The following is a 19,432-nucleotide window of genomic DNA, read 5'->3' as shown; positions in this document are numbered from 1 at the left end:
TACGGTTGTCGCTCCGTGCTTGTTCCTGGCGTTCGGTTAATGAGGCGAGTCTGCCTACGAACAAGCTGTAATTGGCTAGCGAGGAACTGCGTTCGGCGTGCTGTTGGGTGAGGCGGGTGCGGTTAACGTATCGGGTGAAGGCGGGTGAGGAGTTCCTTGTGACGGTGCCAGTCTTCGGGGTTCTGGCCGTCGCCTAGCGGGAACCAGGTCACGGGTGCGTGTGGGGTGCCGAGACGGGTCGCGGTGAAGTTCGCCGGAGGTTCGCGGTCGCCATTGACGGCCAGTCCTAGAGGTGACGCCGTTCCCGTCCAGCGGGGTTCGGTCGTGAGGTCCGGTGCTCCGGGTCGCAGGCTCGCGACCAGTGATGCGATCGGGTGCGCTTTGACGAGCAGGTCGACTAGTTGCGGTAGATGGGCCAGCGGCGGTGGGTCGTGAGGCTCGTGGCCGGCGGTCACGACGGTTGACTCGGCCAGGCCGCCGGGGATGGTCGGGTGCGCTGTCACGGTGATCGACGCCATGAGGGTGCGGCGACCTGCGCCTCGGACGATGAGCCGGGTTGTTCGCCCTTGCTGGAGAGCAGCGTCCGCGAAGTCTGTTAGGTCGGCCTGCGACCAGAGGTGTGTCAGCGGTTCGGTCGCACCCCAGCCGACGGGCTCGGCTCCCGTCAGCAAGGTCGTCAATCGCTCCACCGGCCCGCCGAGCAGGGCGCCGGGGGTGTGGGTCGTCTGGTACGTCAGGACGAGGTGGGTTCCTAGCGGAATGCGCGGCGGGGTGACGAAAGGGGACGCGTAGTCGTCGGCGTCGGGGAGTGGGGTGAACGCCTCGCCGGTCCATTGCATCGGACGGCCTGTCGTGCCCTCGTAGTAGCCGGTCGCGTCGGCGACGATCCACTGGGCGTGGCGGCCGTCCATGGACGAGCGCAGCGCCAGGGTCATCCGGCTGTGCGGTGCGGAGACGATCTGGAGCACTCGGCCCGACGCGGCGCACGCGGCGAGGTCGGCCGCCAGGTCGGCGGTGAGCGCGATGACGGGACGGTCCGTCAGGAGGACCGCGGCGCGCGCCGTGCGGACGTCCGCGCCCGCGGTCATGGGGCGCCCCCGCTCCAGACCGTGCCGGAGTGGCGTTGTGCCAGGCCGTCGGCGCAGCGCCGGGCGGCCTTCTCGGCGGCGTCGATTCCGGCGGCGGAGCGGATCTCGGTCCACCAGGCCGGGCACGCGAAGGAGATGCCGAGGAGGCGTTCGGTCTCGCCCGGGACGGGCACGAGGACCGGAGCGGTGAGCCGGACGAGCAGGCGGTCGCCGGTGTCGAAGACGCAGCCCGCTTCGGCGGTGAGGTCGTCGCCGAGGAGGGCGGGCAGGTCGGTGAGGTCGGGCCGGTCGCGGGTGAGGACGACCCATTCGCGGCTCACGACGCGTCCCCCCAGAGCGACCGGCCGAACGCCTCGGCGGTGATCTCCGTGACGGCGTCCAGGACGCTCGCGGACACGTGGTCGGGTGTGATCGCGATGCCCGCCGCGAGGTGCCGGTCGTAGGGGACCTCGATGACCGGTGCGCCGCCCCGGCCCAGCACCTCGCGGGCTTTGCCGAGGTCGGCGTCGCCGTACGGGGTGCGCGCGACGAGCGCGATGACCGTCCGCGACAGCAGCGGGCCGTGACCGCTCCGCGCGAACCAGTCCAGCGCGGCGTGGGCGCTGACGGCCCCGTCGCCGGTGCCCGGGACGACGAAGATCTGCGCGTGCGCGTCACTGAGGACGGCGTGGTGCAGGTCCGTGCCGAGGCCGGCGCCGCAGTCGATGACGGACGCGGCGAAGTAGCGGCCCAGCACCCCGGCGCCCGTCGCGTACGTCGCGCGGTCGAGGTCGTCGCCGACGCGGCCCGGCGGCGCGGCGGGCAGCACCCAGAGATTCTCGTCGGTCCGCGTGAGGTGGACGGCCGCCTCGTCCCAGGTGCGCGGACGCGCGGCGGCGAGGTCGCGCAGCGAGCGGTCGCCGCGGGCGCCGAGCCGCAGCGCCAGCGATCCCGCGCCGGGGTCGGCGTCGAGGGCGACCACGCGGTCCCGGCGGTGCCGGCAGAGGGTTCCGGCGATGAGCGCGGCGATCGTGGACTTGCCCGCGCCGCCGCGGATGCTCGTCACCGCGATCCGCCGGCACGACGCCACCGGCGCGCCGAGCTGGGCGACGAGCGCGGCCGTCTCCCGCGCCTCCCGCGCGGCGGCGGCTCCGACGCTGCGCCGCATCCCCCGGCCGAACCGGCGGAGCACCGGGTCGCCGTGCGGGTTGCGGACGGCGAACTCCTCCGCCGAGTAGGGCGCGGCGGCCGACGGCGCGGAAGCCGGCGGCGCGGCGACCGGTGGCTCGTCGGCCGGCGGCGTGGTGAGCGGTGGCGCGGAGGACCCGGACGCGGCGGGTGGCGACGCGGCGCGCGGTGGCGAGGCGAATGGCGGCACAGCGGCGGGCGGTTCGGCAGGCGGTGGCGCGGCGGTCCCGGACGCGGGTGGCATTGCGCCGGGCGGTGGCGAAGCAACTGCCGGCCGGGCGGTGACTGGCTTGCCGACTGGTGGCGCGGTGGCCCCGGACGCGTCGGGTGATGACGCGGCGCGCGGTGGTGCGGCGAATGGCGGCACAGCGGCCGGTGGTTCGGTGGGCGGTGCTTCGGCGGCCGGCGGCGCGGTGATCCTCGGCGTGGCGGGTGTCGACGGGGCGGCTGGCAGCTCGTAGGTCGGCGGCTCGTCAGCCGGTGGCGCGGTGGTCCCGGGCGTGGCGGCTCCGGGCGCGGCGGGTGGTGCTGCAGCGGCTGGCGGTTCGGCGGCGGTCGGTGGTGCGGCGAATGCTGGCGCGGCGGGTGGTAGTTCGGCGGCTGGCGGCTTGCCAGCCGGTTGCGCGGTCCCGGACGCGACGGCTCTGGGCGCGGCGGGTGGTGCCGTGGCGGTTGGCGGTTCGGCGGGGGGCGGGGGCGCGGCGGGCGCCGATGCGGCGGCTGGTGGTTCGGCGGGCCGTAGCGTGGTGGTCCCGGACGCGTGTGGCATCGCGGCGGGCGGTGGCGAAGCGAATGCCGGCGGGGCGGCGGGTGCATTGCCAGCCGGTGGCGCGGGGGTTTTCGACGTGGCGAGTGGTGGCGCGGTGGGCACGAGTGGTGGGGTGGTGGTGGGTCGTGGGGTGGGGCGGGGGAAAGCGTGGGTTGGGGTGCGGTCGGGGTCAGGGGGGCGGACGGTGGGGGAGCGGTGTTCGGGTGGTGTGAGCCCGTCCTCCGCGGCCCCGAGGTCGAGCAGCACCGCCTTCTGCCAGTCCCGTCCGGACACCGGTCCCCTTTCGCGACCGGGCGGCCCCGCGGCGCTGCCGGTCGTGATCGAGTCTAGACAACACGGTCGTTCACTTTGCGGTAGTTTCCGACGCCGCCGTCAATGCCGGTCAGAGGTAGAGGCCGAGGTGGTCGGGGGTGGTGTCGAGGGTGTCGGGGAGGTCGGACGCGCGGAGGGTGAGGACGTCGGCGGGGGCCGGGGCGTCGGCGGCGGTGAGGCGTTCGGACTGGCGGGCCGTCGCGGCGTCGAGGAGGTTGCGCATCAGGCGGCCGTTGCCGAAGGACGGGCCGCGCGACGTCTTGCGCAGCAGCGCCTGCAGAGTCTGCGGGATCTCCGGGGCGAGCGTGAAGCCCTCGGCGGCGGCCAGGTGCTCGAAGATCGCGACGAGTTCGCCGTCGGTGTAGTCGGGGAACCGCAGCCGCTTCGGGAAGCGCGACTCCAGGCCCGAGTTGGACGTCAGGAAGCCGCGCATCTCGCGTTCGTACCCGGCGACGATCACCAGCAGGTCGCCCCGGTACTCCTCCATGAGCTTCACCAGCGTCGCGACGGCCTCCTGGCCGTAGGCGTCGCCGTTCAGCGCGTACGCCTCGTCCACGAACAGGACGCCGCCGAGCGCCTGCTCCACGGCGGCCCGCACGCGCGGCGCGGTCTGGCCGAGGTGCGTCCCGACGAGGTCGGAGCGCCCCACCTCGACCAGGTGGCCGGACGACAGCAGCCCGAGCTGGGCGTACACGGCCGCGATGAGCCGCGCCACCGTCGTCTTCGCCGTGCCGGGGTTGCCGGTGAACACCATGTGCCGGGACGGCGACGGCGCGGGCTGTCCCGCGAGCCGGCGCAGTTCGGCGGCCCGCGCCTCCGCGACGAGCCGGTGCACCTCCGCCTTGACGTCGCGCAGCCCGACGAGCCCGTCCAGCGCGGTCAGCGGATCGGCGGCGGGCGTGGCGCGGGTGGTCCCCGACAGCGTGTCGGGCAGGTCGGCGGCGGTGAGCGCGCCGAGGTCGGCGGCCGTCGCGCGGGCCAGCCCGGTGACGCGCCGGGCCTGGAGCGCGGTCGCGCGCTCGGCGAGGTTGCGCATGAGCCGCGCGTTGCCGAACGACCGGCCGCGCGGGGCGCGGCGCAGCAGCCCGGCGAGCTTGTCGCGCGCCGCCGCGTCCGGGGTGAGGCCCGCCTGCGCGGTCTGCCCGGCGAAGATCTCGACCAGCTCGCCGTCGGTGAAGTCGGGGAACCGGACGGTCGTCGGGAACCGCGACGCCAGCCCCGGATCGGACGCGACGAACCGCTGCATCTCCCGCTCGTAGCCCGCCGCGATCACCACGAGGTCGTCGCGGTGGTCCTCCATCATCTTGATCAGCTCGGCGATGGCCTCGGGCCCGTAGTCCTCGCCGAGGTCGGACTGGGTGAGCGCGTACGCCTCGTCGATGAACAGCACGCCGCCGACCGCGCGGCGCACGACCGCGCGCGTCTTCACGGCCGTCTCGCCGATGTACTGGCCGATCAGCTCGGCCCGCGACACCTCCACCAGGTGCCCGGACGACAGCACGCCGAGGTCCTTGTAGATCCGGGCGAGCAGCCGCGCGACGACGGTCTTGCCCGTCCCGGGGTTCCCGCTGAAGATCATGTGCCGGGCCGGGGACGGCACCGTCAGCCCCGCCTCGCGGCGCAGCCGCGCCGCCCGCGCCCCGGCGGCGAGCAGTTCGATCTCCTGCTTCACCGACGCGAGCCCGGTCAGCTCGGCCAGCTCGGCGAACGGGTCGCCGCCGGTGCGGCCCGCGTTGAACACCGCCGGGATGTCCGCACGCTTCACGACCAGTTCCTCGCCCGCAGGGGTGCGCTCCCGGACGGCGTCCACCACGACGTCCGCGAGCCGGTGCGCGAGCCGCGCGTTGCGCAGGTTCCGGACGGGAGCGGTCCCGGCCAGCAGCCGTCCGGCGGCGGTCAGCGCCCGCTTGTGCGCCCGCGCGCCGCGCTGCCGCAGCGCCCGCTCGAACAGCTCGGCGTACCCCTCGGCGTCGAACGGCCGGGTGTGGACGACCCGGAACCGCAGCGCGAGCCCCGGGTTCACCTCGCGGATCCGCTCGTCCCCGCCGGGTTCGCAGAGCGCGACGACGTGCAGGTCGTCGTGGACGTCCAGCGCCCGGTGCAGCTCCTCCACGATCGCCTCGCCGCTGCGCGGGTCGCGGGACACGTCGTCTAGGCCGTCGATGACCATGAGGCGGTTCCCGGCGGAGTCGCGCGCGTCGATGTGGAGGTGGGTCGTCCCGGCCGAGACCTCCTTGCCCGCGAAGAAGTCGTCGGCGAGCCACAGCGGCGGCCCGGTGATGAGGCGGTCCTGAAGCAGGCGGGCGATCTCCTGGGCGGCGTCGCGCTTGCCGGTGCCGTCCGGCCCGACGATCATCAGCCGGACCGGCCGGGACGGATTCGCCGCGATCTCCTCCAGCGCCGCGACGACGTCCGGCTGCCCGACGAGCGCCGCGCCGACCTCGGGGACGCGCGGTCGGCGGCGCGGCCGGGCCGGGTCCGCGCCGACCGCCGCCGCGACGGGGTTGACCAGGCGGCGCCGGGGCATCGCGAGACGCCGCAGGTCGGCCTGGAACTCGCCGACCGGGATCCATTCGGGGTCGGGGTAGCGGGCGTCGTCGGGGGCGCCCTGCACGCAGCCGGTGAACCGCATCGCCATGTCGAGCCAGGCGCGGCACGCGTCGGCCTCGCCCGCGCCGAGCGCCCGCGCCAGCCAGGCGCGCGCCCGGTTGTACCAGGCGGCGGGCTCGAACGCCTTCTTCGCGATCGGAAAACGTTCCAGAACCTCGCCGAACTGGTCCTGGGTGAGCGCGCCCGACAGTTCGGCGGGCACCTGTTCGAGCCCGCCCTGCAGCACCAGGTCCACGACCAGCTCGACGGCGTTCTCGTCGTGCGGCGCGACCTGGACCAGGTGCTCGTGGACGGGCAGCAGCCCCGAGCACACCCAGTCCAGATAGCCGATCGGCCCGGCGAGTTCGGGCAGCTCGGCGATGATCTCCTCGGACGCGTGCGCCGCCCAGACCTTGCGCTGCTCGTCCAGCGGCGCGCGGATGTCCAGCGCGGGCGGCGGGTCGTCGTACAGCTTGATCAACGCCTGGCGGCGGCGCTCCAACGGCTCCATGCCCTCCAGGACGTCCAGCGACTCGCGGGCCAGCGCGAGCGCGACGTCCTGGTCGGGCGCCTCCTCCAGCCATTCGAGCGGACGGAACCCGCCCGTCGTCACGCCCCAGCCCGTCACCGGGCGCACCGGGTCCTGCGGCTCGCGCATGTACCGGTTGAAGAACTGGTACTGCAGGCGCGAGTGAGTCCCGGAGTTGACGGCCGCCGCGCCGCACAGGAAGTCCACGATGAGCACGAGGTCGCCGACGACGAGCGACGCGGGCGGGGACAGCAGCGGCTGGGCGTCGGTGGTCAGCTCGGCGGCGCGCGGATCGGCGGCGAGCTTGTCGATGCGGGCGCGGATCTCGTCGTACAGGCCGTCGGGCACGCGCCACGGGCCGTGGAAGTACAGGTCGCACACCGGTTCATCGGTGACCAGTAGTTCCAGATGCTCCGGTAGCCGCACCACGTTCCCCCTTCAAGTCGCCCAAACCCGTCGAACCAGCCCGACGGAACAGCCTAGGTGCTCGTCGCGGACGCGGCGTCCGGTTGTGCCGGACGGCACCTTCGGGACATTAGAACGGCGGGTTATGTTGGGACCGCTCGACGCCGAGCCCGGGGGCCGTCGCGAGTTCGGGACGGCCCACTCTCGCTGACTCCTGGGAGCCAGGTCGTGATCAACAAGCTCCTCGTCGCCAACCGCGGCGAGATCGCCGTCCGCGCCTTTCGCGCCGCCTACGAGCTGGGAATCCCCAGCGTCGCCGTCTACCCCCACGAAGACCGCCTGTCCCTGCACCGGCAGAAGGCGGACGAAGCCTACGAGATCGGGGAACGCGGGCATCCCGTACGCGCGTACCTGGACGTGGACGCCATCGTGGCGACCGCGCTCCGGGTCGGCGCGGACGCCGTCTACCCCGGGTACGGATTCCTGTCCGAGAGCCCCGAGCTGGCCGAGGCGTGCGAGCGCGCGGGCCTGACGTTCGTCGGGCCGCCCGCGGCGGTGCTGCGGCTGGCGGGCAACAAGATCGAGGCGGTCGCCGCCGCGCGCCGGGCGGGCCTGCCGGTGCTGCGGTCGGTGACCCCCGAGCCGGGCGCCGAGCTGGAGGCCGCCGACGAGGTCGGGTTCCCGCTGTTCGTCAAGGCCGCGGCGGGCGGCGGCGGACGCGGCCTGCGCCGGGTCGAGCGCCGCGAGGACCTTCCGGCCGCCGTCGACACGGCCCGCCGCGAGGCCGAGGCCGCGTTCGGCGACCCGACGGTGTTCCTGGAGCAGGCCGTCGAGCGTCCCCGGCACATCGAGGTGCAGGTGCTGGCGGACGGCGACGGCCACACCGTCCACCTGCGCGAACGCGACTGCTCGGTGCAGCGCCGCCACCAGAAGGTCGTGGAGATCGCGCCCGCGCCCCGGCTGGACCCGCTGATCGTCCGGCGGCTGTGCGCGGACGCCGTCGCGTTCGCCCGCGAGATCGGGTACGTCAACGCCGGGACGGTCGAGTTCCTGGTGGACGACCGCGGCGAGCACGTCTTCATCGAGATGAACCCGCGCATCCAGGTCGAGCACACGGTGACCGAGGAGGTCACCGGCGTCGACCTCGTCCAGAGCCAGCTGCGCATCGCGGGCGGCGAGACGCTGTTCGACCTCGGGATCGAGCAGGAGAACGTCACGGTCTCGGGGTTCGCGGTGCAGTGCCGCATCACCACCGAGGACCCGGCGAACGGGTTCCGTCCCGACACCGGCCGCATCTCGGCGTACCGGTCGCCGGGCGGCGCGGGCGTCCGCCTCGACACCGGCACCGCGTACGCGGGCGCGGAGATCTCGCCGCACTTCGACTCGCTGCTGGTGAAGCTGACCTCGCGCGGCCGGACGTTCGAGGAGGCCGTCCGCCGGTCGGCCCGCGCGGTCGCCGAGTTCCGCATCCGGGGCGTGGCCAGCAACATCCCGTTCCTGCTCGCGCTGCTGGACGAGCCGGACTTCCGCGCGGGCGGCGTCACGACGTCCTACATCGCCGACCACCCGGGGCTGCTGACGGCCCGGTCCAGCGGCGACCGCGCCACCCGGCTGGTCCGGTATCTCGCGGACGTGACGGTGAACAAGCCCCACGGTGAGGCCCCGACCACGCTGGACCCGGCTGTCAAGCTGCCGCCGCTGGACGCGTCCGCGCCGCTGCCCGAGGGCTCCCGCGACCGGCTGCTCGCCCTCGGCCCGGCCCGCTTCGCCGCCGAGCTGCGCGCGCAGAACGCCCTCGCCGTCACCGACACGACGTTCCGCGACGCGCACCAGTCGCTGCTGGCCACGCGCGTCCGGACGTACGACCTCGTCACCGCCGCGCCGCACCTGGCCCGCTCGGCGTCGCAGCTGCTGTCGCTGGAGGCGTGGGGCGGCGCGACCTACGACGTCGCGCTGCGGTTCCTCGGCGAGTCCCCGTGGGACCGGCTCGCCGCGATCCGCGAGGCCGCGCCGAACCTCTGCCTCCAGATGCTGCTGCGCGGACGCAACACGGTCGGTTATACGCCGTACCCCGACTCGGTGGCCCGCGCGTTCGTCACCGAGGCCGCCGCGACGGGCGTCGACATCTTCCGGGTGTTCGACGCGCTCAACGACGTCGAGCGGATGCGGCCCGCGATCGACGCCGTCCTGCAGACGCACGCGCTGGTGGAGGGGACGCTCTGCTACACCGGCGACCTTTCGTCCCCCGGCGAGAAGCTCTACACGCTCGACTACTACCTGCGGCTCGCCGAGCAGCTCGTCGACGCGGGCGTGCACGTCCTGTGCATCAAGGACATGGCCGGGCTGCTGCGCGCGCCCGCCGCCCGCACGCTCGTCACCGCGCTGCGCGAGCGCTTCGACCTGCCCGTCCACCTGCACACCCACGACACGGCGGGCGGCCAGCTCGCCACCTACCTCGCCGCGATCGAGGCGGGCGTGGACGCGGTGGACGGCGCCGCCGCCCCGCTGTCGGGCACGACCAGCCAGCCGCCGCTGCAGGCGATCGTCGCGCACACCGACTACACCGAGCGCGCGACCGGCCTGTCCCTGGACGCCCTGACGGAGATGGAGCCGTACTGGGAGGCCGTCCGCAAGCTGTACGCGCCGTTCGAGATGGGCCTGCCGTCGCCGACCGGGCGCGTCTACCACCACGAGATCCCCGGCGGTCAGCTCTCCAACTTGCGGCAGCAGGCCGTCGCGCTCGGCCTCGGCGACCGTTTCGAGGAGATCGAGCGGCTGTACGCGGCGGCGGACCGGATCCTCGGCCGCCTCGTGAAGGTGACGCCGTCCAGCAAGGTCGTCGGGGACCTCGCGCTGCACCTGGTCGCGGCGGGCGCCGACCCGGCCGAGTTCGCGGCGAACCCGGAGAAGTTCGACATCCCCGACAGCGTGATCGGGTTCCTCGCCGGCGAGCTGGGCGACCCGCCCGGCGGCTGGCCCGAGCCGTTCCGCGGCCGGGCGCTCGGCTCCCGCGCGCACACGCCCGCGCGCGCCGAGCTGACCCGCGACGAGGAGAAGGCGCTGGACGGCCCGGACGTCCGCGACACCCTCGACCGCCTGCTGTTCCCCGCCCCGGCCAAGGCCTACCGCGAGACCCGCGCCGCGTACGGGAACCTGTCGGTGCTGCCGACCGGCGCGTTCCTCTACGGGCTGCGGCCCGGCCAGGAGGTCGCGTTCGACCTGGAGCCGGGCGTGCGCGTTCTCGCCGGCCTTGAGGCGGTCGGCGCGATTGACGAGGCCGGGATCCGGCAGGTCATCTGCACGGTGAACGGCCAGCTCAGGACGCTGTCGGTCCGGGACCGGTCGGTCGTGGCCGAGACCGCGCCGGTCGAGCGCGCGGACGCGTCCGTGCCCGGCCAGATTCCCGCGCCGTTCGACGGCTCGGTGACGCCGCGCGTCGAGAAGGGCGCGGTCGTGGCGGCGGGCGACGTCGTCGCGACGATCGAGGCGATGAAGATGGAGGCCGCGATCACCACGCCGGTCGCGGGGACGGTCGCGCGGGTCGTCGTGCCGGGCGCCACGCGCGTCCAGGCGGGCGATCTGCTGCTCGTCATCGAGTGAACGACGCGCGCGGACGACGCCGCCGGGGGCCTCGGTCCCCGGCGGCGTTCGTCTGACCATGCGCGATTCGCGCGAGAGCGGCCTGCTGTGGCCACGCGTTTGTGGGCGGGTTGCTAAATCGGATTCCGAGGCTGTGACGAAAGTGCATTCCTTGTGCGCATCGGCCTGCGGGACAGTCATCAGCGTTCGCTTTCCGGTTCCCCACCCCTGGAGTGGTGATGAAACTCCGGTCCCTGCTGACCACCGCGGCGTTCGGCGCCGCGCTGGCGGTCCCCGCGGTGGTCGCGGCGACGCCGGCGTCAGCCGCGCCCACGGGCTGCACAGCGTCCGACGACGAGATCTACGCCGAGGCTCCCGCCAACCTCAGCGGCCAGAACGGAGACCTCCTGGCCTGCCAGGAGACGAAGCTGAGCAACATCCCCGGCGACGTGCCGATGAAGGCATGGAAGGTCCGCTACGTCTCGACCGACGCCAAGGGCAAGAAGGTCCCGGTCACCGGCACCGTCGCGATCCCGACGGCGCCGTGGACGAAGGGCGGCTCGCGTCCGACCGTCGCCTTCAACCCGGGCACGCTCGGCTCGGGCGCGCAGTGCGCGTTCTCCAAGCAGCTCGCCGGTCACTTCGTCGACATGTACGAAGGCGCCAACCTGACCCTGTTCCTCCAGGCCGGCGACGCGATCGCCGCCACGGACGGCATGGGCTACATCAAGAACGCCGTCCACCCGTACGTCAACGGCGCCGACGCCGGGCACTCCCTGCTCGACATCGTGCGGACGTCCCGCCAGATCCCCGGCGGCGACCTCAAGGCCGACGGCAAGGTCGGCATCTCGGGCTACTCCGAGGGCGGCCACGCCGCGCTGTGGGGCGCCCAGCTCGCCAAGTCCTACGCGCCCGAGCTGAACGTGGTCGGCGCGGCGGCGGGCGGCGTGCCCGGCGACCTCAAGCTCACCGCCAAGCAGCTCAACGGCAGCTTCTTCGCCGGCTTCCTCGCCGACGCGCTCATCGGGCTGAAGTACCAGTACCCCGAGCTGCCGTTCGACCAGCTCATGAACGACGCGGGCCGGCAGGCCGAGAAGGACGTCAAGTCCAACTGCCTCTTCGGCACCCTCGCGGTGTTCCTCGGCGCCAAGGTGGAGAACTTCTCCACGAACCACCTCACGCTCGACCAGCTGTACCAGGTCAAGGCGTCCAACGGCCGCACCGGCGGCGAGATCATCGACGACCAGAAGCTGGGCGTCGACATCGGCCCGGCGGGGTCGGGCGCCAAGTACGAGATCGGCTTCCCGGTGTTCCAGTACCGCGGCTGGCTGGAGGAGATCATCCCCCACGAGACCGAGGACGGCACCAAGAACGCCTACTGCAAGGCCGGCATCAACACCACCTGGAAGAACACCTACCCGACCGAGCACCTGTCCACGGACTGGGGCGCGGCCGGTGACGTGACCAGCTTCCTGAACGACCGGTTCCTGGGCAAGGACGTCAAGAGCACCTGCTGACCCTTCCCCCTCGCGCGGCCCGGACGGTTCCTCCCACGAATCCCGTCCGGGCCGCGCCCCTTTTCAGGCCCCGGCGCGGCGCAGCAGCGCCCGCCGCTCGGCCTCGTTGGCGGTCAGCTCCGCCGCGCGGCGGAACTCCGCCCGCGCCTCGGCGTCGCGGCCGAGCCGTTCCAGCAGGTCGCCGCGCACGCTCGGGAACAGGTGCCGGTCGCGGACGGACGCGTCCGCGGCCACCGCGTCCAGCACTTTCAGGCCCGCCGCCGGGCCGCGCGCCATCCCCACCGCGACCGCCCGGTTCAGCTCCACCACCGGCGACGGCGCGACGCCCGCCAGAATGTCGTAGAGGGCCGCGATCTGCGTCCAGTCGGTGTCCTCGGCCGTCGCGGCGCGCGCGTGGCACGCCGCGATGCCCGCCTGGAGGACGTACGGGCCGGGCGGCCCGCCGACCTCCCGCGCCCGCAGCAGCGCCGCGAACCCGCGCCGGACGAGCAGCGGATCCCACAGCGCCCGGTCCTGCGCGGGCAGCGGCACCGGCTCGCCGGACGGCCCCGTCCGCGCCCGCGCCCGCGACGCCTGGATCTCCATCAGCGCGACCAGCCCGTGCGCCTCGGCCTCGCGCGGCATCAGCCCGGCGAGCAGCCGCCCGAGCCGCAGCGCCTCGCGGCACAGGTCGCCGCGCAGCCAGTCGTCGCCGGACGTCGCCGCGTACCCCTCGTTGAAGATCAGGTAGAGGACGGCCAGCACCGACGACAGCCGGTCCGCCCGGTCCGCGCCGGACGGCACCTCGAACGGGACCCCGGCGTCGCCGAGCGCCTTCTTGGCCCGCACGATCCGCTGCGCGACCGTCGGCTCGGGGACGAGGAACGCGCGCGCGATCTCGGTCGTGGTGAGCCCGCCGAGCATCCGCAGCGTCAGCGCCACCCGGGACGGCTCGGGCAGCACCGGATGGCACGCGGTGAAGATGAGCCGGAGCATGTCGTCCTCGATGCGCTCCGGGTCCGCCTCGACCGTCTCGGCGGTCTCCATCCGGTGCCCGATGTCGGCGAGCCGTTCGGCGTACCGGTGGTCGCGGCGGATGCGGTCCACGGCGCGGCGGCGCGCGACGGTCATGAGCCAGGCGCCCGGGTTGCCCGGGACGCCCGACTCCGGCCACTGTTCGAGCGCGGCGACCAGCGCGTCCTGCGCCAGCTCCTCGGCCAGGCCGACGTCCCGGACGACCCCGGCGACGCCCGCGATGATCCGGCCCGACTCCAGCCGCCAGACCGTCTCCGCCGTCCGGTGCGCCTCACTCGTCACACGGCCGATGACAGCATCAGCGCCGCCGGCCGCGCAACTCAGCCGGGAAAGTCCTCCTCGGGGCCGAACACCCGCTGGATCGTCCCCTGGCCGTCCCCGACGATCGCCCAGAACCGGCGGCTCAGCTCGATCGCCTCGGCCTCGTCGCGGACCTCGACCAGCGCGAACCCGACGACCTGCTCCTTGGCCTCGCTGAACGGCCCGTCGGTGATCGTCACCTTGCCGCCGCTGGAGGTGATCCGCTTGCCGCCCGGCTCCAGGCCGCCCGTCGCGAGCAGGACGCCCGCCCGGGTCATCTCCTCGATGAACCTGCCCATCTCGGCCATCATCGCCTCGTCCGGCGGCCCGCCGGCGGAGGAGGAGTCGTCGGTGGTCATCATGAGGTAGCGCATGGTCGCCCCTTCGGTTCCCGGCCGGTTCCGTCCCGGCCTCTCACCGACGCGTCGTCCGGCGGGGACGGGTTTCGACATCCGCGCCGAAACTTTTTCCGGCGATCAGAGCTTACGGGCACCCAGTGTGGCCATGACCTGCGGGAACGTCTTGTGCAGCTCGTCCTGCCAGTACTTCCACGAGTGCGAGCCGTTGCCGTAGAAGTCGGCCGTGACGGGGACGCCGAGCCGCCGCGCCTGCGCGACGAAGTCCTTGGACGCCCGGTACACCTGGCTCTCGCTCAGGTACCGGATGTCCCACGGCGCCGCGTTCGGGTTGTCGTACGGGCCGGTGGAGCCGTTGCCGGACGACACGTAGATCTTCGTCCAGCGCAGCCGGGGGAGCAGCGTCGTCGGGTCGTGCGCGGCCCAGTTCGACCGGTTGAGGATGGGGTCGCCCCAGATGTCGGACGGCGTGGTGCCCGGCCGGGTGTTCGCGTAGAGGAGCAGCGCCGGGATGCCCGGGCTGAGCATCGACAGGACGCCGCTGAACGATCCCGCGAACCGGTACAGCCCCGGGTGCCGGGCGGCGTAGGTCATCGCGCCCTGCGCCCCGGACGAGATGCCGATCGCGGCGCGCTCGGGCCCGGCGCGGAAGTTGCGCTCCAGCAGCTCGCGGACCTCGACGGTGTGGAAGGTCTCCCAGCGGGGGGTGCCGCCCCGTCCGCCGTTGTACCAGTCGGTGTAGGAGCCGTTCCGGCCGCCGTCGGGCATCGCGACGAGCGTGTCGTACTTGGCGGCGACGCTCTCGATGTCGGTGCTGCGCGTCCAGGAGACGTAGGTGTCGTTGCCGCCGTGGAACGCGTACAGCGTCGGCCAGGTGCGGTTGGCGGTGGCGCTCCAGGTCTTCGGGACGAGCAGCCGGACCTTCACCGACTTGCCGAGCCCGGTCGAGTTGACCGTGATGTCGGCCTCGGTCTTGCGCTTGTCCAGCCACTTCACCGCGGTGATCTTCGAGCCGTCGTCGGACGGCAGGTACGCGGGCGGCGCCGTCTTGCGCGGCGGCGCGGGCGTGCCGGGAAGCTGCGGGACGTTCAGCGTCGGGAGCGGGTTCGGGTTCGTCGGCGCCGGGTTGCCGTTGACGGTCGGCGCGCTCAGCGTCGGGACGGGGGAGGTGTTCGTGCTGATCGGCCCGTTGAGCTGCGCGGCGGCCGGGTCGGGCAGGTGGCCGGGATCGCTGTCGTCCTTCCCCGAGGGCAGCAGCACGAGCACCGTCGGCACGATCGTGACGAGGGCGATGCTGCCGATCGCGAGAAGAGCGTCGGTCCCTTTCCGCACTTTGTATCCCCCTTTGGGTCGGAGCAGACCCTACTGTCCCGTCTGGCCGCGCTGGGGCGCGCGGGAGAAATGTGAAGCAATCGAGACCTGGGGCATACCGTATCGCCAGAGGATGACGCGTACGCAACCGGCCCTGCGTCCAATAGTGGCGTAAACCGGGCCGTCGTGGGAGAGGTCAGTGCGTCGCGACGCGCAGCAGCAGCGTGATCAGGACGACGCCGCCCACCACGATCGCCGGGGCCGTCCGGGCGGCCGAGTCCTCGGCGCGGCTGTGCGTCACGAGTGCGCCGACCATCAGGACGAACAGGCAGAAGCCGACCAGGATGCCGAGCCAGGACGCCCACAGCCCGACCAGCAGCCCGAACGCCCCGAGGATCTCGGCGACGCCGACGAGCCGGTAGCCGTCCCACGGCACGTTGAGGTGCGTCGCGAGGTCCACCTGCCGCGGGACGCCCTGGAGCTTGCCGAGGCCCGCCGTCAGGAACACGCCGGCCGTCGCCAGCGTGAAGATCACCGTGAGCAGGAACATGCGGTGGGCGTTCCCGGGCCGCCGCCGCGGCTACCGGCGCCCGACCGAAAAATGATCAGTTGCCGGGCATCAGATGATGACGCCGTTGAGATAGACCCAGTCGCCGTCGTTGCGGACGAACGAACTGTTCTCGTTCATCCGCCCCGCCCGGCCGTCCTCGGTGAACGTCGCGCTGAAGTGGACGGTCCCGGCGGTGTGCAGCGGGCTTCCGCCGGTCGTGCCAAGGACGGTCAGGCCCGTCCAGACCAGGCCGGGGTCGAAGCCGATCCGGCGCGGGCGCGTCCGCGGATGCCAGCTCCGCAGCAGGTACTCGGCGTCCTTCAGCGCGAACGCGCTGTACCGGGAGCGCATGAGCTGCTCGGCGGTCGCGGCGCTCGCCTCGCCGCGGTGCAGCCGGCCGCAGCACGCGTTGTACGCCATGCGCGGGTCGCACGGGCAGGACACCGGCGTCCGCGGGGACGTAGCGGGTTTCGGCATCTCTCCATTGTCACCCGCCCGCGCCGCGACCCGCCGGAGGGTCGCCGTTTCACCCGGCTCCTGCCGGTCACGTAGGGGCTATGAAACGACCCGACGACGACAGACCGCTCGCCGACCGGCGCGCGGACCCCGGCGACGCCGTGCCCGACGACGAGTACGACTTCGCCGAGGAGAACGCGCCCGGCCCGACGTCCCCGGCGAACGCGCCCGCCGACGCGCCGGGCGGCGAGGACGAGGGCTACAGCCCGCAGACCGAGGTGCCCTGATGGTCCGCGCGTACGTGCTCATCCAGACCGACGCCGGGTGTGCGGCGGAGGTGACCGAGCACGTCCGCGGCGCGCCCGGGGTCGGCGAGGTCGTCGCCGTCACCGGTCCGTACGACGTGATCGCGCAGGTGGAGGCCGCCGACGTCGGCGTGCTCGGCCGGACGGTCGTGGACTCGGTGCAGGCCGCGCCCGGGGTCGTCCGGACGCTGACCTGCCCGATCACCGACCTCTGATCACGCGGCCTGGGGCGTCTCCAGGTGCCGCTTGATCCGTTCGAGCGTGGTGACGATGTGGCGCCGGTTCGCGCCCGGCCGGTTGAACGTGCCGGTGATGAGGAGGGCGATCGGGATGAACCAGAGCGGGGCGCGCAGCCAGTTGGTCTCGGTGACGACGCAGCCCCGCCCGTCCGCCGTGGGCGCGATGTCGTACTCCCAGCGGGAGATGGGCAGCCGGAACGCGGTGTCGACGCGGTAGGCGAACCTGCGGTCCGGCTCGGCCTCGAGGATGGTGCAGTTCGTGTACCAGTGGCGGCGGCCCTTGCGGTTGTGGCCGCGGAACCGGGCGCCGACGGCGGCCCCCGCGGCGCCGTCGAGCCAGTGGGCGCGGTACGCCTCCTCGGCGAAGGTGATCATGACGGGCGGGTCGCTGATGATCCGGTAGACGTCGGCCGCGGGCGCGTCGATCGCGATCCGGCCGACGGCCATGGGCTTGTCGTACAGCATGGGGGTGGCCCTCCGTCGGGTGAATGTAATCGGTGATTACATCAGGGCGCCGCGGCGACGGTCAACGCTTCTCCTCCGGCAGCAGGACGATGCCCGCCCCGAACGTGTCGAGCACGTGGTCGACCAGCCGGTCCGCGTGCTCGGCGGGCAGGAAGCCGTCCACGATCATCTGCGACAGCCCGTACACCAGCGCGTGGGACGTCAGCGTCACCAGCCCGGGATCGCCCGCGCGCAGCTCCCCGGCGTCCTGCCCGCTCGTGACGACGCCCGTGACGAGCCGGTCGATCTCGGCCAGCCCCGCGTGCAGCTCCGGTGCGGGCTGCCCGCTGTAGACGGTCTTGCGCAGCAGCTCGAACCGGTACTTGTGGCGGGCGGCGTACGTCACGAAGCCCCGTCCGAACGACCACATGGCGGGCCGGTCGGGACGCGCGTCGGCGAGCGCGGCGCGCTGCCACGCGAGGAACTCGTCCAGGACGCGCCCGGCGACGGCCGTCAGCAGCGCCTCCCGGTCCGCGAAGTGCCGGAACGGCGCCCCCGGCGAGACCCCGGCCCGCCGCGCCGTCTCCCGGACGGACACCCGCGCCGTCCCGCCCTCGTCCAGCAACTCCAGCGCGGTGGTGACGAGCACGTCGGGAAGGGATCCGTGGTGATAGGTGGAGCGCTTGTCGGTCACCAGCGCTTGATACCACGGGCCGCCGAGCCGAAAGGACGGACGAGCGGCAGGAGAGGGTGGGGGCGCCCCCGGCAGGATTCGAACCTGCGACACCCACTTTAGGAGAGTGGTGCTCTATCCCCTGAGCTACGGAGGCTGGTGACGTCCGGTACAGGAGCGTAGCGGACGACGCGTCCAGGGTAAGGGAACGGGGCGTCCGGGCGCTCGTCCAAAGCGACGCGACTCGTTCTGGGTTGGCGAGATCTGTACGCTTCCCTCCCGTGAACGGACGGAAATGGGGGAAGGTCCGGACGGTCGACGAGCGCGCCGAGGACAGACGCGTCAGACGGCCGCCGGCCCTGGCCGTCGCCGGGGTCGCCGCGACTCTCGTCGTCGGCGGGGTCGTCGCGTTCGGCGGCCGGGGCGGCGGGGAGGCCGATCCGCAGCCGCCGCCCGCGGAGGCGTCCGTCGCCCGGCCGCGGACGAGCCCGGAGGTCCAGCCGACGTACGGCGAGTCCGTCCCGCCGCGCGCCGTCCCGCGTCCGGCGCCGCGCGCGGTCCGGCCGCCCGCGCGCCCGAAGGCGTCCCCGCGCCCGGTGCAGCGGCAGCCGCGCCGCCGGTACGGCCCGTGCCCGCCCGGCTTCTGGAACCTCCCGTTCTTCGACCGGTGGTGCGGAAGGCGTCCGTTCGTACGCCGGTGACCCGCCGGAGGGACGCATGAACCTGTAGTAGCGTTCCAGGCGCTGTTGGTATTGGGCATCAGGAGGAAAACCACCGTGCCAACCCCCCGGGCGGCGGTGCTGACCGCGGTCTTCCTGGTGATGGCGGTGATCGGCGCACCACCGGGACGGGCCGCCGGGCGTGAGGACCCGCTGGACGCCCTGCGCCGCCAGGCCGCCCAGGCCCGGTCGGACCTGGAGGCCGCGACCGCGCGGCTTCAGCAGCGGCAGAAGGACCTGACCGCGTCGCAGGCCAAGCTCCAGGACACGCTCCGTCAGCTCGCCGCGGCCGAGACCGACCTCAACCGGATCCGCGGCCCGCTCGCCAGCCTCGCGAACGCGAGCTACCAGCAGCAGAACGCGGTGGGCGCGCTGTCGGTCTTCGGCGGCGGAACCCCCGAACAGGCCCTCCGCTCGTCGGCGGACGTCGACCACCTGGCCGCCGACCAGCGCCGCGTGATCGACGAGGCGGGTCAGTACGAGCGCCGCCGCGCGCAGCTGGCGTCCGCGGCGCAGGACCTCCAGTCGCGCAACGCGGTCGAGCAGACGAAGGTGCAGCAGCAGGTCGAGCAGCTCAAGCAGAAGTCGGCGGACCTCACCCGCCGGCTCACGACGATGCTGAACAAGCTGGACGTCAACGACCAGCGTCGCCTGGAGATGTCCTGCGACAAGGGCCTGGCCGCGAAGGCGAGAACGTTCCCCAACGGCCTGATCCCCGATAAATACCTGTGCCCGCTTCCGCAGAAGAACCGCGAACTGCGCCCCGACGCGGCCCTGGCCTTCTACAAGCTGAACGCCGCCTACAAACGCCGCTTCGGCCGCAACATGTGCCTCACGGACTCCTATCGCAGCCTCGCCGAGCAACAGCGCATCTACGCCCAGCGCCCGGCCTTCGCCGCCGTTCCCGGCACGAGCAACCACGGCAAGGGCCAGGCGGTCGACGTCTGCGGCGGCGTCCAGAACCAGGGCTCCCCCCAGTTCAACTGGATGGAGGCCAATTCCCGCAGATTCGGCTGGTTCCATCCCGCCTGGGCCTACAGCAACCCCTTCGAGCCGTGGCACTGGGAATTCGGCCGCAGCGCCAACGGCTCAACGGGTACGGAACCCTGA

The 19,432-nt window shown here is 73.2% G+C and carries 17 protein-coding genes and 1 tRNA gene; 6 read left to right on the top strand and 12 right to left on the bottom strand.

All coding sequences use genetic code 11. The annotated features are described in order from the left end of the window. Nucleotides 1–122: 122 nt before the first annotated feature. The 4 genes from GQ466_RS09730 to GQ466_RS32695 all read right to left on the bottom strand — a co-directional run bounded on the left by GQ466_RS09730 (nucleotide 123) and on the right by GQ466_RS32695 (nucleotide 6,883). Nucleotides 123–1,088 carry a DUF6177 family protein gene (locus tag GQ466_RS09730; protein WP_161102563.1) on the bottom strand — a complete coding sequence of 322 codons (966 nt, stop codon included), beginning with the start codon at nucleotides 1,086–1,088 and terminating at the stop codon, nucleotides 123–125. Beyond that, nucleotides 1,085–1,408 carry a hypothetical protein gene (locus GQ466_RS09725; protein WP_161102562.1) on the bottom strand — a complete coding sequence of 108 codons (324 nt, stop codon included), beginning with the start codon at nucleotides 1,406–1,408 and terminating at the stop codon, nucleotides 1,085–1,087. Before GQ466_RS09725 ends, GQ466_RS09730 begins: the two co-directional genes overlap by 4 nt. Further along, nucleotides 1,405–2,445, bottom strand: coding sequence for a nucleotide-binding protein (locus tag GQ466_RS09720; protein ID WP_161102561.1), 1,041 nt, complete (start codon nucleotides 2,443–2,445; stop codon nucleotides 1,405–1,407). Before GQ466_RS09720 ends, GQ466_RS09725 begins: the two co-directional genes overlap by 4 nt. 961 nt (nucleotides 2,446–3,406) lie before the next feature. After that, nucleotides 3,407–6,883 (bottom strand): AAA family ATPase, encoded by a 3,477-nt coding sequence (locus tag GQ466_RS32695; RefSeq protein WP_161102560.1) that lies wholly within the window; start codon nucleotides 6,881–6,883, stop codon nucleotides 3,407–3,409. 204 nt (nucleotides 6,884–7,087) lie between these two features. On the opposite strand from GQ466_RS32695, the gene GQ466_RS09710 reads away from it, so the two are divergent. Both GQ466_RS09710 and GQ466_RS09705 read left to right on the top strand, forming a co-directional pair. After that, nucleotides 7,088–10,459 (top strand): pyruvate carboxylase, encoded by a 3,372-nt coding sequence (locus GQ466_RS09710; RefSeq protein WP_161102559.1) that lies wholly within the window; start codon nucleotides 7,088–7,090, stop codon nucleotides 10,457–10,459. A gap of 218 nt (nucleotides 10,460–10,677) precedes the next feature. Continuing rightward, on the top strand, nucleotides 10,678–11,955 hold the full coding sequence (locus GQ466_RS09705) for a lipase family protein (RefSeq protein WP_161102558.1): 1,278 nt from the start codon (nucleotides 10,678–10,680) through the stop codon (nucleotides 11,953–11,955). A 63-nt stretch (nucleotides 11,956–12,018) separates the two neighbouring features. Here GQ466_RS09705 and GQ466_RS09700 read toward each other — a convergent pair whose 3' ends face one another. The 5 genes from GQ466_RS09700 to GQ466_RS09680 form a co-directional block, all read right to left on the bottom strand. Next, nucleotides 12,019–13,251, bottom strand: a complete 1,233-nt coding sequence (locus GQ466_RS09700) for a sigma-70 family RNA polymerase sigma factor (RefSeq protein WP_161102557.1) — start codon at nucleotides 13,249–13,251, stop codon at nucleotides 12,019–12,021. A 38-nt stretch (nucleotides 13,252–13,289) separates the two neighbouring features. After that, a complete protein-coding gene (locus GQ466_RS09695; protein ID WP_161102556.1) occupies nucleotides 13,290–13,643 on the bottom strand; it encodes a YciI family protein in 354 nt (117 codons plus the stop codon). Nucleotides 13,644–13,745: 102 nt separating this feature from the next. Next, a complete protein-coding gene (locus tag GQ466_RS09690; RefSeq protein ID WP_161102555.1) occupies nucleotides 13,746–14,957 on the bottom strand; it encodes an alpha/beta hydrolase-fold protein in 1,212 nt (403 codons plus the stop codon). Between the two features lie 175 nt (nucleotides 14,958–15,132). After that, complete coding sequence (locus GQ466_RS09685; RefSeq protein WP_161102554.1) at nucleotides 15,133–15,486, bottom strand: DoxX family protein; 354 nt, start codon at nucleotides 15,484–15,486, stop codon at nucleotides 15,133–15,135. A 69-nt stretch (nucleotides 15,487–15,555) separates the two neighbouring features. Then, a complete protein-coding gene (locus GQ466_RS09680; RefSeq protein ID WP_378186647.1) occupies nucleotides 15,556–15,963 on the bottom strand; it encodes a YchJ family protein in 408 nt (135 codons plus the stop codon). A gap of 80 nt (nucleotides 15,964–16,043) precedes the next feature. Between GQ466_RS09680 and GQ466_RS09675 the strand changes: the two genes are divergently transcribed. Together GQ466_RS09675 and GQ466_RS09670 are read left to right on the top strand one after the other, a co-directional pair. Further along, a complete protein-coding gene (locus GQ466_RS09675; protein ID WP_161102553.1) occupies nucleotides 16,044–16,229 on the top strand; it encodes a hypothetical protein in 186 nt (61 codons plus the stop codon). Beyond that, nucleotides 16,229–16,462: an Lrp/AsnC family transcriptional regulator gene (locus GQ466_RS09670; protein WP_161102552.1), complete on the top strand. Its 234-nt coding sequence runs from the start codon at nucleotides 16,229–16,231 to the stop codon at nucleotides 16,460–16,462. The genes GQ466_RS09675 and GQ466_RS09670 overlap by 1 nt, the downstream gene beginning before the upstream one ends. Here the strand turns inward: GQ466_RS09670 and GQ466_RS09665 are convergent, their stop codons facing one another. The 3 genes from GQ466_RS09665 to GQ466_RS09655 all read right to left on the bottom strand — a co-directional run bounded on the left by GQ466_RS09665 (nucleotide 16,463) and on the right by GQ466_RS09655 (nucleotide 17,760). Beyond that, the gene (locus GQ466_RS09665) at nucleotides 16,463–16,951 is read right to left on the bottom strand and encodes an SRPBCC family protein (protein ID WP_161102551.1); all 489 of its coding nucleotides are present in this window, start codon (nucleotides 16,949–16,951) and stop codon (nucleotides 16,463–16,465) included. A 61-nt stretch (nucleotides 16,952–17,012) separates the two neighbouring features. Further along, the gene (locus tag GQ466_RS09660; protein ID WP_202420356.1) at nucleotides 17,013–17,624 is read right to left on the bottom strand and encodes a TetR family transcriptional regulator; all 612 of its coding nucleotides are present in this window, start codon (nucleotides 17,622–17,624) and stop codon (nucleotides 17,013–17,015) included. A 63-nt stretch (nucleotides 17,625–17,687) separates the two neighbouring features. Next, nucleotides 17,688–17,760 (bottom strand) — tRNA-Arg (locus GQ466_RS09655). Between the two features lie 124 nt (nucleotides 17,761–17,884). Here GQ466_RS09655 and GQ466_RS09650 point away from each other — a divergent pair. Beyond that, complete coding sequence (locus GQ466_RS09650) at nucleotides 17,885–18,304, top strand: hypothetical protein (RefSeq protein ID WP_161102550.1); 420 nt, start codon at nucleotides 17,885–17,887, stop codon at nucleotides 18,302–18,304. 75 nt (nucleotides 18,305–18,379) lie between these two features. Continuing rightward, nucleotides 18,380–19,432, top strand: coding sequence for a D-alanyl-D-alanine carboxypeptidase family protein (locus GQ466_RS09645; protein ID WP_161102549.1), 1,053 nt, complete (start codon nucleotides 18,380–18,382; stop codon nucleotides 19,430–19,432).

The organism is Actinomadura rayongensis (genome assembly GCF_009831215.1).
GTDB lineage: Bacteria > Actinomycetota > Actinomycetes > Streptosporangiales > Streptosporangiaceae > Spirillospora > Spirillospora rayongensis.
The sequence above is the reverse complement of the archived record's forward strand: the minus strand, read 5'-3'. Positions and strand labels throughout refer to the sequence as shown.